This is a genomic window from Microvirga yunnanensis (assembly GCF_025460875.1).
Window position 1 is genome coordinate 65,820 of the sequence record NZ_JAMXFI010000010.1, and the last position, 19,253, is coordinate 85,072.

The 19,253-nt window shown below is 67.1% G+C and carries 15 protein-coding genes; all 15 read left to right on the plus strand.

Annotated elements, in window-relative coordinates; all coding sequences use genetic code 11:
- Window positions 1–3 precede the first annotated feature (3 nt).
- Window positions 4–1,881, plus strand: a complete 1,878-nt coding sequence (locus tag NF876_RS07440; RefSeq protein ID WP_373696625.1) for a peptidoglycan D,D-transpeptidase FtsI family protein — start codon at window positions 4–6, stop codon at window positions 1,879–1,881.
- On the plus strand, window positions 1,878–3,347 hold the full coding sequence (locus NF876_RS07445; protein WP_262268164.1) for a UDP-N-acetylmuramoyl-L-alanyl-D-glutamate--2,6-diaminopimelate ligase: 1,470 nt from the start codon (window positions 1,878–1,880) through the stop codon (window positions 3,345–3,347). The genes NF876_RS07440 and NF876_RS07445 overlap by 4 nt, the downstream gene beginning before the upstream one ends.
- Window positions 3,344–4,777, plus strand: coding sequence for a UDP-N-acetylmuramoylalanyl-D-glutamyl-2,6-diaminopimelate--D-alanyl-D-alanine ligase (locus tag NF876_RS07450; RefSeq protein WP_262268165.1), 1,434 nt, complete (start codon window positions 3,344–3,346; stop codon window positions 4,775–4,777). The genes NF876_RS07445 and NF876_RS07450 overlap by 4 nt, the downstream gene beginning before the upstream one ends.
- A 3-nt stretch (window positions 4,778–4,780) precedes the next feature.
- Entirely contained in the window at window positions 4,781–5,866 is a 1,086-nt protein-coding gene (mraY, locus tag NF876_RS07455) for a phospho-N-acetylmuramoyl-pentapeptide-transferase (RefSeq protein WP_262268166.1), read from the plus strand.
- Window positions 5,867–5,871: 5 nt separating this feature from the next.
- Window positions 5,872–7,263 carry a UDP-N-acetylmuramoyl-L-alanine--D-glutamate ligase gene (murD, locus tag NF876_RS07460; RefSeq protein ID WP_262268167.1) on the plus strand — a complete coding sequence of 464 codons (1,392 nt, stop codon included), beginning with the start codon at window positions 5,872–5,874 and terminating at the stop codon, window positions 7,261–7,263.
- 2 nt (window positions 7,264–7,265) lie between these two features.
- Window positions 7,266–8,411 carry an FtsW/RodA/SpoVE family cell cycle protein gene (locus NF876_RS07465; protein WP_262268168.1) on the plus strand — a complete coding sequence of 382 codons (1,146 nt, stop codon included), beginning with the start codon at window positions 7,266–7,268 and terminating at the stop codon, window positions 8,409–8,411.
- On the plus strand, window positions 8,408–9,526 hold the full coding sequence (murG, locus tag NF876_RS07470; protein WP_262268169.1) for an undecaprenyldiphospho-muramoylpentapeptide beta-N-acetylglucosaminyltransferase: 1,119 nt from the start codon (window positions 8,408–8,410) through the stop codon (window positions 9,524–9,526). Before NF876_RS07465 ends, murG begins: the two co-directional genes overlap by 4 nt.
- Window positions 9,523–10,938, plus strand: a complete 1,416-nt coding sequence (gene murC / locus NF876_RS07475) for a UDP-N-acetylmuramate--L-alanine ligase (RefSeq protein WP_262268170.1) — start codon at window positions 9,523–9,525, stop codon at window positions 10,936–10,938. Before murG ends, murC begins: the two co-directional genes overlap by 4 nt.
- Window positions 10,938–11,858, plus strand: coding sequence for a UDP-N-acetylmuramate dehydrogenase (murB, locus tag NF876_RS07480; RefSeq protein WP_373696626.1), 921 nt, complete (start codon window positions 10,938–10,940; stop codon window positions 11,856–11,858). The genes murC and murB overlap by 1 nt, the downstream gene beginning before the upstream one ends.
- 54 nt (window positions 11,859–11,912) lie before the next feature.
- Window positions 11,913–12,836: a D-alanine--D-alanine ligase gene (locus NF876_RS07485; protein WP_262268172.1), complete on the plus strand. Its 924-nt coding sequence runs from the start codon at window positions 11,913–11,915 to the stop codon at window positions 12,834–12,836.
- Window positions 12,803–13,798 (plus strand): cell division protein FtsQ/DivIB, encoded by a 996-nt coding sequence (locus tag NF876_RS07490; protein WP_262268173.1) that lies wholly within the window; start codon window positions 12,803–12,805, stop codon window positions 13,796–13,798. Before NF876_RS07485 ends, NF876_RS07490 begins: the two co-directional genes overlap by 34 nt.
- Window positions 13,795–15,117, plus strand: a complete 1,323-nt coding sequence (gene ftsA, locus NF876_RS07495; RefSeq protein ID WP_262268174.1) for a cell division protein FtsA — start codon at window positions 13,795–13,797, stop codon at window positions 15,115–15,117. Before NF876_RS07490 ends, ftsA begins: the two co-directional genes overlap by 4 nt.
- Window positions 15,118–15,222: 105 nt before the next feature.
- On the plus strand, window positions 15,223–16,926 hold the full coding sequence (gene ftsZ / locus NF876_RS07500) for a cell division protein FtsZ (RefSeq protein ID WP_262268175.1): 1,704 nt from the start codon (window positions 15,223–15,225) through the stop codon (window positions 16,924–16,926).
- Between the two features lie 292 nt (window positions 16,927–17,218).
- On the plus strand, window positions 17,219–18,163 hold the full coding sequence (gene lpxC, locus NF876_RS07505) for a UDP-3-O-acyl-N-acetylglucosamine deacetylase (protein ID WP_262268176.1): 945 nt from the start codon (window positions 17,219–17,221) through the stop codon (window positions 18,161–18,163).
- 193 nt (window positions 18,164–18,356) lie between these two features.
- Complete coding sequence (locus NF876_RS07510; RefSeq protein ID WP_262268177.1) at window positions 18,357–19,253, plus strand: outer membrane protein assembly factor BamD; 897 nt, start codon at window positions 18,357–18,359, stop codon at window positions 19,251–19,253.

Below are 19,253 nucleotides of genomic sequence, written 5' to 3' on the forward strand. Positions count from 1 at the left end.
CTCGTGTTGCAAGAGCCCCAAACCGAATGGCAGGGTACGAGCCTTCGTGATCCCGCGGCGGACCCGGCGGCGGATTCCGCCCTTGGGATCGGCCAGTCCGTCCATCCCGATGGCGCACCTGCGCGGCATCCGGGACGCGCTCCCTTGTCCGCGCGACGCGTCGGACGCGGCGTGCTCGGCCATGCCCGCGAGCTGTTTCGCCTGCGCCATGACAAGAGCACGTCACGGGTGGGTCTCGCAGCCGCCTGCTTCGTCGGCCTGTTCAGCCTCATCGGAGGCCGCCTGATTTTTCTTGCGGTGACGAGCGAGAACACGAGCGAGGTGCGCCGCGCCGCGTCGTCCGAAATTTCCGCAGCCCGTCCTGACATCATCGATCGCAACGGCGAGATCCTCGCCACCGACGTGAAGATGGTGTCTGTCTTCGCCGAGCCGCGCAACATCGTCGACAAGGACGAGGCGGTCGAGCTGCTCACCGCCGTCTTGCCAGACCTCGACGCCACGGACCTGCGCAACAAGCTCAGCACCAAGAAGGGCTTCGTCTGGGTCAAGCGCGAGATCACGCCGCGCCAGCAGGCGGAGGTGCATCGCCTCGGCATCCCGGGCATCGGCTTCCTGCCGGAGAACAAGCGCGTCTATCCCAACGCGGAGGCCGCCGCCCACGTGCTCGGCTTCGCCAACGTGGACAACGTGGGCATCGCCGGGATGGAGAAATACATCGACAGCATGGGCCTGCAGGATCTCAACGGCGCGGGGTTCAACATCTCGGCGGCCGACCTCAAGCCCATCCAGCTGTCCCTGGACCTGCGCGTGCAGCATGCGCTGCGCGACGAGCTCGTCAAGGGCATGGCCAAGTACAAGGCCAAGGCGACCGCGGGCGCGATCCTGGACGTGAATACGGGCGAGATCATCGCCCTCGTGTCCCTGCCGGACTATGATCCGAACAATCCCGTCGATGCGCTCGACAAGGACCGGATCAACCGCATCAATGTCGGCGTGTTCGAGATGGGCTCGACCTTCAAGGCGCTGACCGTCGCGATGGCGCTCGATTCCGGCAAGTACAACATCAACTCGACTTTCGATGCGCGCTCGGGCCTGCGCTACGGCAAGTTCACCATCGGCGACTACCACGCGACGCACCGGGTGCTGAGCACGCCGGAGGTGTTCGTCCACTCGTCCAACATCGGCACCGCCCGCATGGCGCTCGGCATCGGCGTGGAGGGGCACAAGGCCTTCCTGCGCAAGATGGGCCAGCTCACCCGCCTCGAGACGGAGCTGCCGGAAAGCGCCCTGCCGATCGTTCCGCCCCGCTGGGGCGAGCTCAACACCATGACCATCGCGTTCGGCCACGGCCTCGCGGTCGCGCCGCTCCAGGCGCTCGCGGCGGTGGGCGCGCTGGTCAACGGCGGCGTGATGATCAAGCCCACCTTCCTGAAGCGCGATCAGGAGGAGGCGCGCAAGACCGCCCTTCAGGTGCTCAAGCCCGAGACCAGCGAGGCCATGCGCTATGTGATGCGCCTCAACGCCTCGGTGCCGGAAGGCTCGGCGAGCGCCGCCGCCATCGCGGGGTTCTTCGTGGGCGGCAAGACCGGTACGGCCGAGAAGGTGATCAACGGCCGCTATTCCAAGAACAAGAACTTCACCACCTTCACGGCGGTGGTGCCGGCCGACAAGCCGAAATACGTGTTCCTCACCATCATGGACGAGCCGCAGGCCGTGGAAGGCACCTACGGGTTCTCGACCGCCGGCTGGAACGCCGGTCCGGTGACCGGAAACGTGGTCGAGCGCGTGGCGCCGCTGCTCGGCGTGCCGCCGCGCTTCGAGCCGCCGCAGCAGCCGTTCCCGCTCATGTCGCGCCTCGGCGCCTGGGGCAGCAACCGATGAGCGCACGCACCATGCATCTCGGCGACCTTCTCGATCTGGCGCAGGGGCATGACCATGCCCCTCTCGCCGTCTCAAGGATCGCCTCGGACAGCCGCAAGGTCGAGCCCGGCACCCTGTTCTTCGCCGTGCCCGGCACGAAGGTGGACGGCATGAGCTTCGTGCTGCAGGCCGTGGCGGCTGGCGCCGTCGCCGTGGTGGGCGAGGCCGCGCGCCCATCCGATCTGCCGGCCTCCGTGGCTTATGTCCAGGTCGGCGACGTGCGCCGCGCCCTGGCGCTCGCGGCGGCGCGCTTCCATCCGAACCAGCCCGAGAAGGTCGTGGCCGTCACGGGCACGAGCGGCAAGAGCTCGGTGGCCGACTTCACGCGCCAGCTCTTCGCGCATCTGGGTTTCAGGTCGGCGAGCGTGGGCACGCTCGGCATCATCACGTCCGACGGCGCGGCTTACGGGTCGCTCACGACGCCGGATCCGATCTCCCTGCACGAGGGCTTCGACCGCCTGGCGAAGGACGGCGTCACGCGGCTTGCCATGGAAGCCTCCTCGCACGGCATCGACCAGCGTCGCCTCGACGGGGTGCGGCTGCACGCGGCAGGCTTCACCAATCTCGGCCGCGATCACCTCGACTATCACGCCACCACCGAAGCCTATGCCAAGGCGAAGATGCGCCTGTTCGACACGCTTCTGCCCGCCGATGCGCCGGCGATCGTCAATGCGGACGGTCCCTATGCGGACGTGTTCCTGAACGGGATCCGCGAGCGCGGCCTCGAGGTCCTCACCACGGGCCGCGCGGGCGAGACCCTTCGTCTCGTCGAGGCGCGCGCGGACGGCTTCACGCAGGCCCTGACCGTCGAGGCCTTCGGGAAGACGCTCCGGACGGTGCTGCCGCTCCTCGGCGCCTTCCAGGTCGAGAACGCCCTCGTGGCCGCGGGCCTCGTGCTCGCCGTCGAAGGCGAGGGCAGGGTCGAGGACGTGTTCGAGGGCTTCCGGACCCTCAGGGGCGTGTCCGGGCGCCTCGAGCAGGTGGGGGAGGTCGACGGCGCCATCTGCATCGTCGACTACGCGCACAAGCCCGATGCGCTCGCCCATGTGCTCGACGCCCTGCGCCCCTTCGTGAAGGGGCGCCTCGTGTGCATCGTCGGCTGCGGCGGCGACAGGGACAAGGGAAAACGTCCGCTCATGGGACGCATCGCCTCCGACAAGGCGGATGTGGTCATCGTGACGGACGATAATCCTCGCTCCGAGGATCCGGCGGCGATCCGCGCCGAGGTGCTGCAGGGCGCGCCCGGTGCCCGCGAGATCGGCGACCGCGCCGTGGCGATCCGCACGGCCGTGAGCGAGCTTCGAGCGGGCGATATTCTGGTCGTGGCCGGCAAAGGTCATGAAACGGGCCAAATCATCGGCGACCGGACCCTGCCGTTCTCGGACCACGACGAGGTCCGGGCGGCCATTGCGGAGAGGCAGGGATGAATTCGCCCCTTTGGACATCGGACGAGATCGCGGCCGCCACCGGGGCCCGCATCGGCGCGGGCTTCGCGCGGGGCACGGGCGCGTCCATCGATACGCGCACGCTCGAACCGGGCGATCTCTACTTCGCCATCAGGGGCGATGTGCATGACGGCCACGATTTCGTTCCGGCGGCGCTCGAGAAGGGCGCGTCGGCCGCCGTCGTGTCCGAGGAGAAGGCCAGCGCCTTCGCGGATTCCGACAGGCTCGTCGTCGTGCCGGACGTGCTCGAGGCCATGCGCCGGTTGGGCCGCGCGGCCCGGGCCCGCACGGATGCGAAGATCGTCGCCATCACCGGGTCGGTCGGCAAGACCGGCACCAAGGAGGCGATGCGCCTCGCGCTCTCCCGCCAGGGCGCGACCCATGCGTCGGTCGCCTCCTACAACAACCATTGGGGCGTGCCGCTGACCCTCGCGCGCATGCCGCGAGAGACCGATTTCGGCGTGTTCGAGATCGGCATGAACCACGCCCACGAGATCCTGCCGCTCACCGGCATGGTCCGTCCGCACGTGGCGGTGATCACCACGGTCGAACCCGTGCATATCGAGTTCTTTCCGTCGCTCTGGGGCATCGCGGACGCGAAGGGCGAGATCTTCTCAGGGCTCGAGCCCGGCGGAACCGCGGTGATCAACCGTGACAACGCGTATTTCGAGCGCATGCGCGCCCATGCCTCCGCATCCGCGGCGGGCCGCGTCGTCACCTTCGGCGAGCACGAGGCTGCCGACATCCGGGCCCACCGGATCATCGTCAAGCCCGATCACTCGGTCGTGGACGCTACGGTGTTCGGCCAGCCCCTGACCTACCGGATCGGCACGGCGGGCCGGCACATCGCGCTCAATTCCCTGAGCGTGCTCGCGGCCTCTCACGCGCTCGGCGCGGATCTCGCCCTGACGGCCCTGTCCTTCGCCGAGATGAAGCCGCCCGTGGGCCGCGGCGAGCGGACGATGCTCGCCATCGGCGACAGCGAGGCCCTGCTGATCGACGAGAGCTACAACGCCAACCCGGCCTCCATGCGGGCGGCGCTGGCCAATCTCGGCGCGGTCGAGCTCGGACGCGGGGCACGGCGCATCGCCGTTCTGGGCGACATGAAGGAGCTCGGCGAGACGGGCCCGCGCCTGCACGCCGAGCTGGCGGAGGCCGTCGAGGCGAACAGGATCGACGTGCTGTTCGCCGCCGGCCCGCTGATGCGAAATCTCGTGGACGCCCTGCCGAAGGCCAGGGTCGCGGCTCACGTCCAGACCTCCGCCGAGCTGGTCGACGGGGTCGTGTCGGCGGTGCGCCCCGGCGACGCCGTGACGGTCAAGGGCTCGCTCAGCATGAAGATGGCCCTCGTCGTCAAGGCCTTGAAAGAACGTTACGGCGCGAGCCCCACCGGCCACGCGCTGAAAGGATGACCGATGTTAACCTGGTTGGCTGAGCTCAGCCCCTATTTCAGCCCCTTCAATATCTTCCGCTACATCACGTTCCGCACCGGCGGCGCGACCGCGACCGCCTTGCTGATCGTGTTCCTGTTCGGACCCTGGATGATCTCGCTGCTCCGCCTGCGCCAGGGCAAGGGACAGCCGATCCGCGAGGACGGGCCGCAATCGCATCTTCTGACCAAGCGCGGCACGCCCACCATGGGCGGCCTGATGATCCTGGCCGGCGTGCTGATCTCGACCCTGCTCTGGGCCAACCTCGAGAACCACTATGTGTGGGTCGTGCTGTTCGTCACGGTGGGCTTCGGCGCCATCGGGTTCTACGACGACTACCTGAAGGTCACGAAGCAGTCGCACAAGGGCTTCTCCGGACGCTCGCGCCTCGCCATCGAGGCGCTGATTGCGGCCGTCGCGTGCATCGCGATCTCCTACATGGCGACGCCCGGCCTCGCCAACAAGCTGGCGCTGCCGTTCTCGAAGGACCTGATCTTCAATCTCGGCTGGTTCTACATCGTCTTCGCCGGCTTCGTGATCGTGGGCGCCGGCAATGCGGTCAACATCACGGACGGCCTCGACGGTCTCGCCATCGTGCCGGTGATGATCGCGGCCGGCACCTTCGGGTTCATCGCCTATCTCACCGGCAACGCGGTGTTCTCCAACTACCTGCAGATCCATTTCGTGCCCGGCACAGGCGAGCTCGCCGTGATCTGCGGGGCGCTCATCGGCGCGGGCCTCGGGTTCCTCTGGTTCAACGCGCCGCCCGCCCAGATCTTCATGGGCGACACGGGCTCGCTCGCCCTCGGCGGCCTGCTCGGAACCATCGCGGTGGCAGCCAAGCACGAATTCGTCCTCGCCATCGTGGGCGGCCTTTTCGTGCTGGAGATCATGTCCGTGATCATCCAGGTGAGCTCCTTCAAGCTCACCGGCAAGCGCGTGTTCAAGATGGCGCCGATCCACCACCATTTCGAGCAGCTGGGCTGGACCGAGCCGCAGGTGGTGATCCGCTTCTGGATCATCGCGGTCGTGCTGGCGCTCACCGGCCTCGCCACCCTCAAGCTGCGGTAAGGCGCATGATCCCCGTCTCCATCTTCGCAGGAAAAACCGTCGCGCTCTTCGGCCTCGGAGGCTCGGGGCTGGCGACGGCGCTGGCCCTGAAGGAGGGCGGCGCGCACGTGATCGCCTGCGACGACAATCCGGCCAAGATGGCGGAAGCCGGCGCGAAGGGCATCGAGACCGCTGATCTGCGCAAGGCCGATTGGTCGCGCTTTACATCCTTCATCCTCTCGCCGGGCGTGCCGCTGACGCATCCCGAGCCGCACTGGTCGGCAAAGCTCGCGCGCGACGCGGGCGTCGAGATCATCGGCGACATCGAGCTGTTCTGCCGCGAGCGGGCGAAGCTCGCGCCGGACGCGCCGTTCGTCGCCATTACGGGCACCAACGGCAAGTCGACCACGACGGCGCTGATCGCCCACATCCTGCGCGAGGCGGGCCGCGACGTGCAGATGGGCGGCAATATCGGCACGGCGATCCTCTCCCTCGACCCGCCGTCCGACGAGCGGATCCATGTGATCGAGTGCTCGTCGTTCCAGATCGATCTCGCGCCCTCGCTCGCCCCCACCATCGGGGTTCATCTCAACCTCTCGCCCGATCACATCGACCGGCACGGGACGATGGAGCTCTATGCGGCGATCAAGGAGCGGCTGGTGGCGAAGGCGGGGCTCGCCGTCGTGGGCATCGACGATCCGATGAGCCGGGCGATCGCCGCGGCCTGCGAGGCGAAGGGCATCAACGTCGCCCGCGTCTCGGTGGAGCCGCTGGACGGCAAGGGCGTCTTCGCGGACGGCGAGACGCTCGTCGGCGTAATGGCATCCGATGCCGCGCCCATCGCGAGCCTGGCCGGGATCGGCGCCCTGCGCGGCGCGCACAACGCGCAGAACGCCGCTGCGGCCGTCGCGGTGGCCCTGGCGCTGAACGTGTCGCCGGAGACGATCCGCTCCGGCCTCCGGACCTTCCCGGGTCTGCCGCACCGCATGGAAGAGGTCGGCCGGATCGGCGAGGTGCTGTTCATCAATGATTCGAAGGCCACCAACGCGGATTCCACAGAAAAGGCCCTGAAGTCTTTCACGGACATTTTCTGGATCCTCGGCGGCAAGGCGAAGGAAGGCGGCATCGAGCCGCTCACGTCCTATTTCCCGAAGATCCGCAAGGCCTATCTCATCGGGGCCGCGGCGGATGAATTTGCCAGGACGCTCGGATCCGACGTGCCGCATGTCCACAGCGGCACGCTCGACACGGCCGTGGCGCAGGCGGCCGCCGATGCCGAGGCGCGGAGCGGACACGCCGTGGTGCTGCTGTCCCCGGCCTGCGCGTCCTACGATCAGTTTGCGAATTATGAAGTGCGCGGAAACCATTTCCGCGATCTGGTCCGGGCCTTGCCCGGCCTTGAAGCCAGGGGGGCTTGAAGATGGTGTCACGCGCGGAACGCTCGGCCTTCGGCGATTGGTGGTGGACTGTCGACCGCCTGCTCCTCGCCGGTCTCGCCATCCTCATGCTGGCGGGCCTCGTCTTCCTCATGGCGGGAGGCCCGCCCGTGGCGGAGCGCCTCGGGCTCTCCACGTTCCATTTCGTGAACCGGCAGGTGATGTTCCTCATCCCGGCGCTATTCATCATGATTCCCGTGTCGTTCCTGTCCCTGCGCCACATCCGGCGCCTGGCCCTGCTGGTCTATGCGATCGGCATGGGGCTGATCCTGCTGGCCTTCCAGTATGGGCCGGAGATCAAGGGCGCCCATCGCTGGATCATGATCGGCCCCCTCGGCCTCCAGCCGTCGGAATTCGTGAAGCCCGCCTTCGTGGTGCTGTCCGCCTGGGCGTTCTCGGAAGGCGCGCGCCGCAAGGACGTGCCCGGCACGCTGCTCGCCTTTCTCCTCCTGCCCGCCACCATCGTGCCGCTGATCCTCCAGCCGGATTTCGGCCAGACCATGCTGGTCACCATCGTGTGGTGCGGCCTGTTCTTCATCGCCGGCCTGCACTGGTTCTGGGTCATGGGTCTCGGCGGCGCCGGTCTCGTGGGCATCGTGGCGGCCTATGAGTTCCTGCCGCACGTACGCGCCCGAATCGAGCGCTTCCTCGACAAGGATTCCGGAGACACCTTCCAGGTCGACACCGCGATGGAATCCTTCTCCCGCGGCGGCTGGCTCGGTCGCGGCCCGGGCGAGGGCACGGTCAAGCGCATCCTGCCCGATGCCCATACGGACTTCATCTTCGCCGTCACGGCCGAGGAGTTCGGAATCATCGTGTGCATCGCCCTGCTGGTGGTCTTCGCCTTCATCGTGCTGCGCGGCCTATCGCTCGCTCGCCGCAACGAGGACACGTTCTGCCGCCTGGCGGCCACCGGACTCATCTTCATGTTCGGCCTGCAGGCCTGCATCAACATGATGGTGAACGTCCACCTCATGCCGGCCAAGGGCATGACGCTGCCCTTCATCTCCTACGGCGGCTCCTCGCTTCTGTCGCTCGCGCTCGGCATGGGCTTCCTCATCGCGCTCACGCGCCGCCGGCCCCGGGCCGAGATGCTGGACAACCTCAATCAGGACTGGCCGCGCGGATGACCGCTCCCCTCATCCTCCTGACCGCCGGCGGAACCGGCGGTCATCTTTTTCCGGCCGAAGCGCTGGCCAATGCTCTGAAGGCCTCCGGCGCTTCAGTGGCGCTCGCCACCGACAAGCGCGCCAACGCGTATGCGGGCTCATTCCCGGCCGACGAGATCGTCGAGATCCCGTCCGCCACGCCCTCGGGCCGCTCGGTGCCGCAGATGGCCAAGGCGGCGCTGCTCCTCGGGCGAGGAACGATCAAAGCCGCCTCCCTCATCCGGCACATGAAGCCGGCCGCCGTGGTCGGCTTCGGCGGCTATCCCACGGTCCCGCCCGTTCTCGCCGCGTCGTTCCTCAAGGTCCCGACGGTGATCCACGAGGCGAATGGCGTCATGGGCCGCGCGAACCGGCTGCTCGCCCGCCGCGCCAGCGTGATCGCCACGGGTTTTTCTGTCACCAAGGGCGTACCGGCGAACGTGCCGGGCCGGGTCATCCATACGGGCAACCCGATCCGGCCCGCGGTGCTGGAGGCGGCGAAGCTGCCCTATGCGGGCCTGCAGCCCGATGGAAAGCTCCGTCTCCTCGTGGTGGGCGGCAGCCAGGGCGCCCGGGTGATGAGCGACGTGGTGCCTCCGGCCGTCGAGCGCCTCTCGCCGGATCTGCGTGCGCGCCTTTCCGTCACCCAGCAGGCGCGGGGCGAAGACCTGGAGCGGGTCCGGGCGCATTACCGGAATCTGGGTGTGGAATTCGAAGCAGAGCCCTTCTTCAAGGACCTGCCGCATCGTCTGGCGCAGGCCGGTCTGGTGGTTTCGCGCTCGGGCGCCTCGACGGTCGCGGAACTGGCCGTGATCGGCCGGCCCTCGATCCTCGTGCCCCTGCCGGGCTCCCTCGATCAGGACCAGGCGGCCAACGCCAAAACGCTCGGAGATCTGGGCGCTGCCATCGTTTGTCCGCAATCGGACTTCACCCCTGAGCGGCTGGCAAATGAAATTCAGCTCTTTTTTCAAGAGCCTGACCGCTTGACCAAAGCCGCCGCCGCTGCACATAGCGCCAGAATCACGGATGCGGCGGAGCGTCTCGCTCAGGCCGTTCTCACCCTCATTGCATCGAACAATAACGGAAAAGCCTCATGAAACTGCCGCCGAAGCTGGGTCCCATTCATTTCATCGGTATCGGCGGCATCGGCATGTCGGGCATCGCCGAGGTCATGCACAATCTGGGCTACACGGTGCAGGGCTCGGACGCCGCCGACAACTACAACGTGAAGCGCCTGAGCGACAAGGGCATCAAGACCTTCATCGGCCACAGGGCCGAGAACGTGGAGGATGCGGAGATCGTCGTGGTGTCGACCGCGATCAAGCGCGACAATCCGGAGCTGAGCGTTGCCCGCGAGAAGCGCCTGCCGGTCGTGCGCCGGGCGGAAATGCTCGCCGAGCTCATGCGGTTCAAATCCTGCGTGGCGGTGGCCGGCACCCACGGCAAGACCACCACCACGTCCCTGGTCGCCACCCTCCTCGATGCGGGCGGGCTCGATCCGACGGTGATCAACGGCGGCATCATCAACGCCTACGGGACCAATGCCCGCATGGGCGACGGCCAGTGGATGGTGGTGGAGGCGGACGAATCCGACGGCACCTTCCTGAAGCTGCCGGCCGACGTGGCCATCGTGACCAACATCGACGCCGAGCATCTCGACCATTTCGGCACCTTCGACGCCATCAAGGATTCCTTTCACTCCTTCATCAACTCGATTCCGTTCTACGGCTTCGCCGTGATGTGCATCGATCATCCGACCGTGCAGGACCTGGTGGGGCGCATCGAGGATCGCCGCATCATCACCTATGGCGAGAACCCGCAGGCCGACGTGCGCCTGATGGACGTGGATTCCCGCGGCGGCCAGAACCGCTTCCGCGTGATGATCCGTGACAGACGCCCCGGCTTCCGTCTCGAGCTTGAGGATCTCGTCCTGCCCATGCCCGGCGCGCACAACGCCCTCAACGCCACGGCGGCCATCGCCGTCGCCCACGAGCTCGGCGTCACGCCGGATGCGATCCGCAAGGCGCTCGGCGGGTTCGGCGGCGTGAAGCGCCGCTTCACCCGCACGGGTGACTGGAACGGCGTCACGGTGTTCGACGATTACGGCCACCATCCCATCGAGATCGCCGCGGTGCTCAAGGCCGCGCGCGCCTCCACGGACGGCCAGGTGATCGCCGTGGTGCAGCCGCACCGCTACTCGCGCCTGTCGTCCCTGTTCGATCAGTTCTGCACCTGCTTCAATGACGCCGACGCGGTCATCGTGGCGCCGGTCTATGCGGCGGGCGAGCAGCCGATCCCGGGAGCGGACCGCGACAGCCTCGTATCGGGCCTCAAGGCCCGCGGCCACCGCAACGTGATGGCGCTCGAGCGGTCGGAAGACCTCGCAGGCCTCGTGAAGGGCATCGCGAGGCCGGGCGACTACGTGATCTGCCTCGGCGCCGGCAACATCACCCAATGGGCCTATGCCCTGCCGGGCGAACTCGACGCGCTGGGCGAGAAAGCCGCGTGATGTTCGCCGACATCGTTCCCGACCTGAAAGCCCGCATGCCGGACCTGCGCGGCAAGCTAGAGGCGAACGCCCCGACCGCGCCGCTGTCCTGGTTCCGCACGGGAGGGCCGGCCCAGGTGCTGTTCACCCCGGCCGACCAGGACGATCTCGCCTCTTTCCTGCGGGGGCTCGACCGCACCGTGCCGGTCCTCGTGGTGGGCCTCGGATCGAACCTTCTCGTCCGCGACGGCGGATGGGAAGGCGTCATGATCCGCCTGGGCAAGGGCTTCGCCGAGGTGTCGGTGGAGCCCGGACATCGCGTGCGCGCCGGCGCCGGCGCCCCCGACGTGAAGGTGGCGCGCGCGGCGGCGGAGGCCGGCATCGCCGGTCTGTCGTTCCTGCGCGGCATTCCCGGTGCGGTCGGGGGAGCGCTGCGCATGAACGGCGGCGCCTACGGGGGCGAGACAAAGGACGTGCTCGTCGAGGCGAAGGGCGTCACGCACACCGGCGAGGCGGTGAGCTTCACCAACGCGCAGATGGGCTTCACCTATCGTCATTCGAGCGTGCCGGACGACGTGATCTTCACCGAGGCCCTGTTCGAGGGCCGCCCGGGCGACCCGGACGAGATCCTGGCCGAGATGAACGCCATCACGGAGGCGCGCTCCTCGACCCAGCCGGTGAACACCCGGACGGGCGGATCGACCTTCAAGAATCCCCCGGGCCGCAAGGCATGGGAGCTGGTGGACGCGGCGGGCTGCCGCGGGCTTCGCATCGGCGATGCGCAGGTCTCGGAAATGCACTGCAACTTCCTGATCAATCACGGCTCCGCCACGGCGGCCGAGATCGAGGGGCTGGGCGAGGAGGTGCGCCGCCGGGTCCGCGAGACGTCGGGCGTCGAGCTCGAATGGGAAATCAAGCGGGTCGGCATTGCGAAGGCCTGATTCGAATCACGTTCAATTCCCGGTGTCGCCGGGGCGCATGACAGGGGAAGATCCATGGCGAAGCACGTTGCCGTTCTCTATGGCGGCTGGTCGGCCGAGCGCGAGGTGAGCCTCAATTCCGGCCGGGCCTGCTGCAGGGCCCTCGAGGAGCAGGGCTACAAGGTCACCCCCATCGACGTGCAGCCCGACATCGCCACCGTTCTCCAGGCGGTCGCGCCCGACGTGGTGTTCAACGCCCTCCACGGGCGCGTGGGCGAGGATGGGACCATCCAGGGTCTGCTCGAAATCTTAAGGATTCCCTATACCCATTCCGGTGTCCTCGCCTCGGCGCTCGCCATGCAGAAGGACAAGGCCAAAATGGTCATGGCGGCCGCCGGCGTGTCGGTGCCGCAGGGGAAAGTCGTTAACCGTTTGGAGGCGGCGAAAAGCCACGTCCTGCCGGCGCCCTACGTGGTCAAACCGATCAGCGAGGGCTCGTCGGTGGGCGTCATCATCGTCCGCGAGGACCGCTCCCATCCGCCCCAGGAGCTGACCCGGGAGGATTGGGCCTTCGGCGAGCAAGTCCTTGTGGAATCATACGTTGCGGGCCGGGAACTCACCTGCGCGGTCATGGGCGACCGGGCGCTCGGGGTCATCGACATCCAGCCCGCCACCGGGGTCTTCTACGATTACGATGCGAAATATGTGAAGGGGGGCTCCATTCACGTCCTCCCGGCAGAAATTAAACCGAATATTTACCAAAAGGTCCAAGAGTTGGCGTTAACGGCGCATCAAGCGCTCGGCTGTCGGGGAATCAGCCGCGCCGACTTGCGGTACGACGACACTCCTGGGGGAACCGGGGAACTCGTCGTTCTTGAAGTCAACACGCAACCCGGCATGACCGAGACGAGCTTGGTGCCAGAACTGGCAGCCCACGCGGGCTATTCGTTTGGCGAGCTTGTGCAATGGATGGTGGAGGACGCTACCTGCAACCGATGACGGCCTACCCGGCCGGATTCGACGTTGCGCGCCCTGCCTCCGCGGGGTGGGGGAGCGGGGGCGCTCCCGTCAGGAAGCCCTCGCGAATCACGAAGCTCTTCGGTTCTTCGCGCGGCGTCCGCCGTCGCCGTCGCTCGGCCGGCATGCCCATCGAGCAGCGCCTTCCGCGTTTCCTCGGAAGCGGCTTGGCGCTCGGGTTCTTCGCCACCGTGGTGGGCTTCGGCCTCTGGCAGGGCGGTCATATCGATGGTTTCATCCGTGACTACGGCGAGCCGCATCATGCCCTCGCGCGCGCCGTGGGCCTGGGCCTCGACCAGGTGACGATCTCCGGCATCTCGCAGATGAGCGAGGGCGAGGTCCTGGCCGCGGCGGGCATCAATTCCAAGCAGTCGCTGGCCTTCCTCGACGTGAACGATCTACGCGAGCGCCTGGAGCGCGTTCCGATGATCAAGTCGGCCACGGTGCGCAAGCTTTATCCGAACGAGCTCGTCATCACGCTCACCGAGCGAGAGGCGCACGGGATCTGGCAGAACAACGGCGAGCTGTTCGTCATCGCGGCCGACGGCACCGTGATCGACCTGATGCAGGACGAGCGCTATGTCGATCTTCCCTTCGTGGTGGGGGAGGGCGCCAACACCCGCAGCAAGGAATATCTCGCGCTGCTCGACGCCGCGGGTCCGCTCAAGGGCCGCATCCGCGCCGGCACCCTCGTGGCCGGGCGCCGCTGGACGCTCAAGATGGACAACGGCATGGACGTGCGCCTGCCGGAGCTGAAGGCCGCCGACGCGCTGGCCCGGCTCGTGAAGCTCGAGAACGAGCAGAAGATTCTGGAGAAGGACGTTCTGGCGATCGATCTGCGCATGGCGGATCGCGTCGTCGTCCGGTTGACGGAAGAGGCAGCCCTGGCCCGCGCCGAGGCGCTCAAGAAAAAACCAATGCGCGGCAAGGGGGTCGACACATGAGTCTCTCGGGTCACGGTTTGACGCCACGCTTGAAGCCGCTGTCGGCGCGCAAGAGTGCCATCCTGTCGGTCCTGGATATCGGCACGAGCAAAGTCGTCTGCGTCGTGGCGGAACTGAAGCCGGCCGACGAGGTCGAATCCCTGCGCAGCCGCACCCATGTGGCGCGCATCCTCGGCATCGGCCACCAGCGTTCCATGGGCCTCAAGGGCGGCGTGGTCGTCGATCTCGAAGCGGCCGAATCGGCGATCCGTCAGGCGGTCCATGCCGCCGAGCGGATGGCGAAGGTCGAAATCCAGTCGGTGATCGTCAACCTCACCGGCGGGCGCCTCGCGTCGGAGCATTTCGAGGCGCACATTCCGGTGCGCGGGGCCGTCGGCCCCGGGGACGTCCACCGCGTTCTCGATGCGGCGTCGAGCTACGATCTGCGCCGCGGCCGGACCGTTCTTCACGCTCTGCCCACGGGCTTCTCGCTCGACCAGCAGCACCACATCGTCGATCCCGCCGGCATGATCGGCGAGCGGCTCGGCGCGGACCTGCACGTGGTCACGTCGGAGGCCGCGGCGGCGCGCAACCTGATGCTCGCCGTCGAGCGCTGCCATCTCGGCGTCGAAGCCGTGATCGCGACGCCCTACGCGGCCGGTCTCTCGGCGCTCGTCGACGACGAAGCCGACATGGGCTGCGCCGTGGTCGACATGGGCGGCGGCACCACGAGCGTCGGCATCTTCTCCAACGGGCATCTGGTCCACACCGATGCCATCGCGGTCGGCGGCCATCACGTGACCATGGACATCGCGCGCGGTCTCACGACCCGCGTGTCCGCCGCCGAACGGCTCAAGACTCTCTACGGCTCCGCCATCACGTCGAGCGCGGATGACCGGGACATGATCGCGGTGCCGCAGGTCGATGAGGACGAACGCGACGTTCCGAACCATCTGCCGAAGTCGCACCTCGTTCGCATCATCAAGCCGCGGGTCGAGGAAGTTCTCGAACTCGTGCGCGACCGGTTGAAAGGCGCGGGCTTTGCGGCCCAGGCCGGACGGCGGGTCGTGCTGACGGGCGGCGCAAGCCAGCTCGTCGGGCTGCCGGAAACGGCGCGTCGCATCTTGCAGGGCCAAGTTCGTGTCGGGCGTCCGCTCGGCATCAAGGGCCTGCCCGAAGCGGCAAAGGGCCCCGCCTTTTCGGCGGTGGTCGGCCTCCTGGTTTATCCCCAGGTGGCGCATATCGAGTATTTCGAGCCGCGGTCCAGCGGCTTGTTTCAGAGTACGGGAACCGACGGCTACTTCTCGCGAGTGGGCCGGTGGATTCGCGAGAGTTTTTAAGTCGAGTAACGCGTTGGCGCGGCGGGCCATCGTGATGAGTTCAAGTCAACAAGGGTCAGCGTCCGCCAAACGCTCATCAGTATAAGGCCAGAAGAGGCACAGGTCATGGCTATCAATCAGCAAGCTCCGGACATCCGGGAACTCAGGCCGCACATCACGGTTTTCGGCGTCGGCGGTGCCGGCGGGAATGCCGTGAACAACATGATTGAATCGGGTCTCGAGGGCGTCGAGTTCGTGGTGTCGAACACCGACGCCCAGGCTCTGGCCTCCTCCAAGGCGCAGCGCGTGATTCAGATGGGCGTCCAGGTCACCGAGGGCCTCGGCGCCGGGTCGCAGCCGGAAGTCGGCCGCGCGGCGGCCGAAGAGGTGATCGACGAGATCCGCGATCAGCTCGCCGGCTCGCACATGGTGTTCATCACCGCCGGCATGGGCGGCGGCACCGGCACGGGCGCGGCTCCGGTCGTAGCCCGGGCGGCCCGCGAACTCGGTATACTGACGGTCGGCGTCGTCACGAAGCCGTTCCAGTTCGAAGGCGTGCGCCGCATGCGTCTGGCGGAAGCCGGCATCAACGAGCTGCAGCAGGCGGTGGACACGCTCATCGTGATCCCGAACCAGAACCTGTTCCGCGTCGCCACGGAGAAGACGACCTTCGCGGACGCCTTCGCCATGGCCGACCAGGTGCTCTATTCCGGCGTCGCCTGCATCACCGACCTGATGGTGAAGGAAGGCCTCATCAACCTCGACTTCGCCGACGTGCGCTCCGTCATGCGCGGCATGGGCAAGGCCATGATGGGCACCGGCGAGGCTTCCGGCGAGAAGCGCGCCATCCGGGCGGCTGAGGCGGCCATCGCGAACCCGCTCCTCGACGACGTGTCGATGAAGGGCGCGCGGGGCCTGCTCATCTCGATCACGGGCGGCAACGATCTCACCCTCTACGAACTGGACGAGGCCGCGACCCGCATCCGCGAGGAGGTGGACCAGGATGCCAACATCATCCTCGGCGCGACCTTCGACGAGAGCCTGGAAGGCATCATCCGCGTGTCCGTCGTGGCGACCGGCATCGACCACGCCATGCTGGAGAACGGCGGCGATCTGACGGCCACCGAGCAGCGGATCTCCGAAGTGGCCGAGCGCCTGCGCGCCGAGGCCCGGGCCCGTGCAACCTCGACCCAAGTCACGCCGACCTTTCGCTCCGCCGCCCAAGCCGAACCGGTGAAGGCGGCTCCGACCCTGTCCCAGAGCGCGGCCGCCCTGGCTCCGGCCCCGGTCGCCGCGGTTGCTCCCATGGCGGTCGCCCAGCCGGTCGAACCGGCTCCGCAGCCCGTGATTCGCGACGACGTGGTCCTCACGCCGGCTCAGCCCCGCCAGGCCCTGGCCTACGAGGCTCCGGCTCCGCAGCAGCCGATCTACGAGGAACCGGTGGAGCAGGGGGCCTTCATCCCGCCGCAGGCGGAGCGCGCCATGCGGCCGGCCCGGATGCCGAGGATCGACGAACTCCCGATGCCGGCCCAGAACCAGATCCGGGCCAGCCGCGGCGAGGAGGCGGCCCACGAGCACAAGCCGTCCCTGATCCAGCGCCTCGCCACCATCGGCTTCGGCCGCCGCGAGGAGCCCCAGCACGCACCTGTCGAGGCACGCCAGGAAGCGCCGCGCCAGCCGATGTCCTCGGTCCATGCGGAGTATGCCCGCCGGCCGGTTCCGTCCCAGGCCCAGCGTCCCGCGCAGGCCCCGATGGCCCAAGCTCCCCGGGCTCACTCGGAGGACGACCAACTGGAGATTCCCGCCTTCCTGCGCCGTCAGGCCAACTAACTTGACCTAACGTAACATTAGGAATTGTTACAGAAGGCCCCCGGTCGGATGCGGCTGGGGGTCTTCTTTGTTAAAAAACCATTAACATCAAGGACTTGCGAGTTATCCCAATTGTAACACAAAGTAAGAAAGCGTGATTTGGCCTAGCCTGGCAGGGGGACTAAGGTGCCCACACATCAAAGGGGCAGCGCTAATGAGAAGCCTGCCGGTCGGAAGTCACAAAGCAGCAAATGCAGCTTCCCCGGCGAAACAGGCTCAGTTTGGCGACAAGGGTAGTTGAGGTTCAGGACTAATGAAGCAAAGCCAGCAAACCACGCTTCGCGCCGCCGTGACCCTCGTTGGGACCGGAGTCCATTCCGGGGATGAAGTGAAGATGATCCTTCATCCGGCCGAAGCGAACCATGGCATTGCTTTCCTGCGCACCGGCCTGTCCGGTGGCCTGGACCGACTGATCGACGCTCGGCATCTGGCGGTGACCGCCACCGAGCTCTGCACGGTGATCGGCGACCGCGACACGGGCGCGGTCGCCACCATCGAGCACCTCATGGCGGCTCTGTCCGGCCTCGGCATCGACAATGTGCTCGTCGAGATCGACGGGCCGGAGGTTCCGATCCTGGACGGCAGCTCGGCCCCGTTCATCGATGCGATCGACCAGGTGGGCATCGCGGTTCAGGGCGCGACGCGTCGCTACCTCAAGGTGCTCAAGCCCGTACGCGTGACGCAGGGCAAGGCCTTTGCCGAGCTTCTTCCCAACGACCGCGCCTTCCGCCTGGACGTGGAGATCGATTTCCCCACCCCGGTGATCGGCCGCCAGCGCAAGGCCATCGACCTGTCACCCTCGGTCTTCCGCCGCGAGATCTCCCGCGCCCGCACCTTCGGCTTCATGCGGGACGTGGAGAAGCTCTGGAGCGCCGGCTTCGCGCTCGGCGCCTCCCTCGAGAACACGGTCGCCATCGGGGACGACGGCATCATGAACCCCGAGGGCCTGCGCTACGCGGACGAGTTCGTCCGTCATAAGCTGCTCGACGCGGTCGGCGACCTGTCCCTGGCCGGACTGCCCCTGCTCGGCACCTACCGGTCCTATTGCGGCGGTCACCGCATGAACTTCTCGGTGCTCGAGGCCCTGTTCTCGAGCCGCTCCAACTATGCCATCGTGGACGCCATTCCGCGGCGCGAGACGGGCTATGCCGAGATCGGCAGCATGGCCGCCTCGGTTCTCGCTCCCGAGATGCACTGAGGCGACCTCCGGCGGCCCTGTCCTTCCGCTCCAGGAGGCAAGCGCCCATTGGCCGCATGATTTCGTGCAGGCTTTCTTAATTCCTGTTGGGTAAACCATCACGTATGGGCTTGGCTCTGGCCCCATGCTTGGGCTAAAGAACGCTCGGTGCATCGTTAAAACATCGGGCACGGTTTTTGGAGGACCGCGAGGCATGTCGTTCGCGAAGGCTTATGCAGGTATGAAAGGCGCGTCCGCCCGCGCTCTGATCCTTGGCGTCTGCGCCTTGGGGCTCGCGGGCTGCGAATCCCTTTCGTCGCTCAATCCGTTCGACAAGAGCGAGACCTACAAGCCCGAGATCGTCACGGGGGCCCCGGCGGAAGAGATCTACAACGACGGTCTGGCCCGGGTGCAGAAGGGCGATTTCAACGGCGCGGTGAAGAAGTTCAGCAGCCTCGACAAGCAGTTCCCGTATTCCGAATGGTCCCGCAAGGGCCTGATCATGGAGGCCTACGCCAACTACGAGGGCGGCTTCTATGAGGAATCCATCACGGCGTCCAAGCGCTACCTCCAGAGCTATCCCAACACGTCGGATGCGGCCTACGCCCAGTACCTGATGGCGTCGTCCTATTACGATCAGATCCCGGACATCACCCGCGACCAGGAGAAGTCCGAGCGCGCCATTCTGGCCCTGCAAGAGCTGATCCAGCGCTATCCGACGTCCGAATACACGGCCGACGCCCGCAAGAAGCTCCAGGTGGCCAGCGACCAGCTCGCCGGCAAGGAGCTGGAGGTCGGGCGCTTCTACCTGCAGAAGCGCAACTATGCCGGCGCCATCAACCGCTTCCGCACGGTGGTTGCGCGCTACCAGACGACCCGCCACGTGGAAGAGGCCCTCGAGCGCCTCACCGAGGCCTACATGGCCATGGGCATCGTCAACGAGGCGCAGACCGCAGCCGCCGTTCTCGGCCACAACTTCCCTGACAGTCCCTGGTACAAGGACGCCCACGCTCTGCTGACCAAGGGCGGCGTCGAGCCGCGCGAGGATTCCCAGTCCTGGATCAGCAAAGCCTTCCGCGGCGTTCCCCAGGTCAGTCAGCGCACGGGCTAA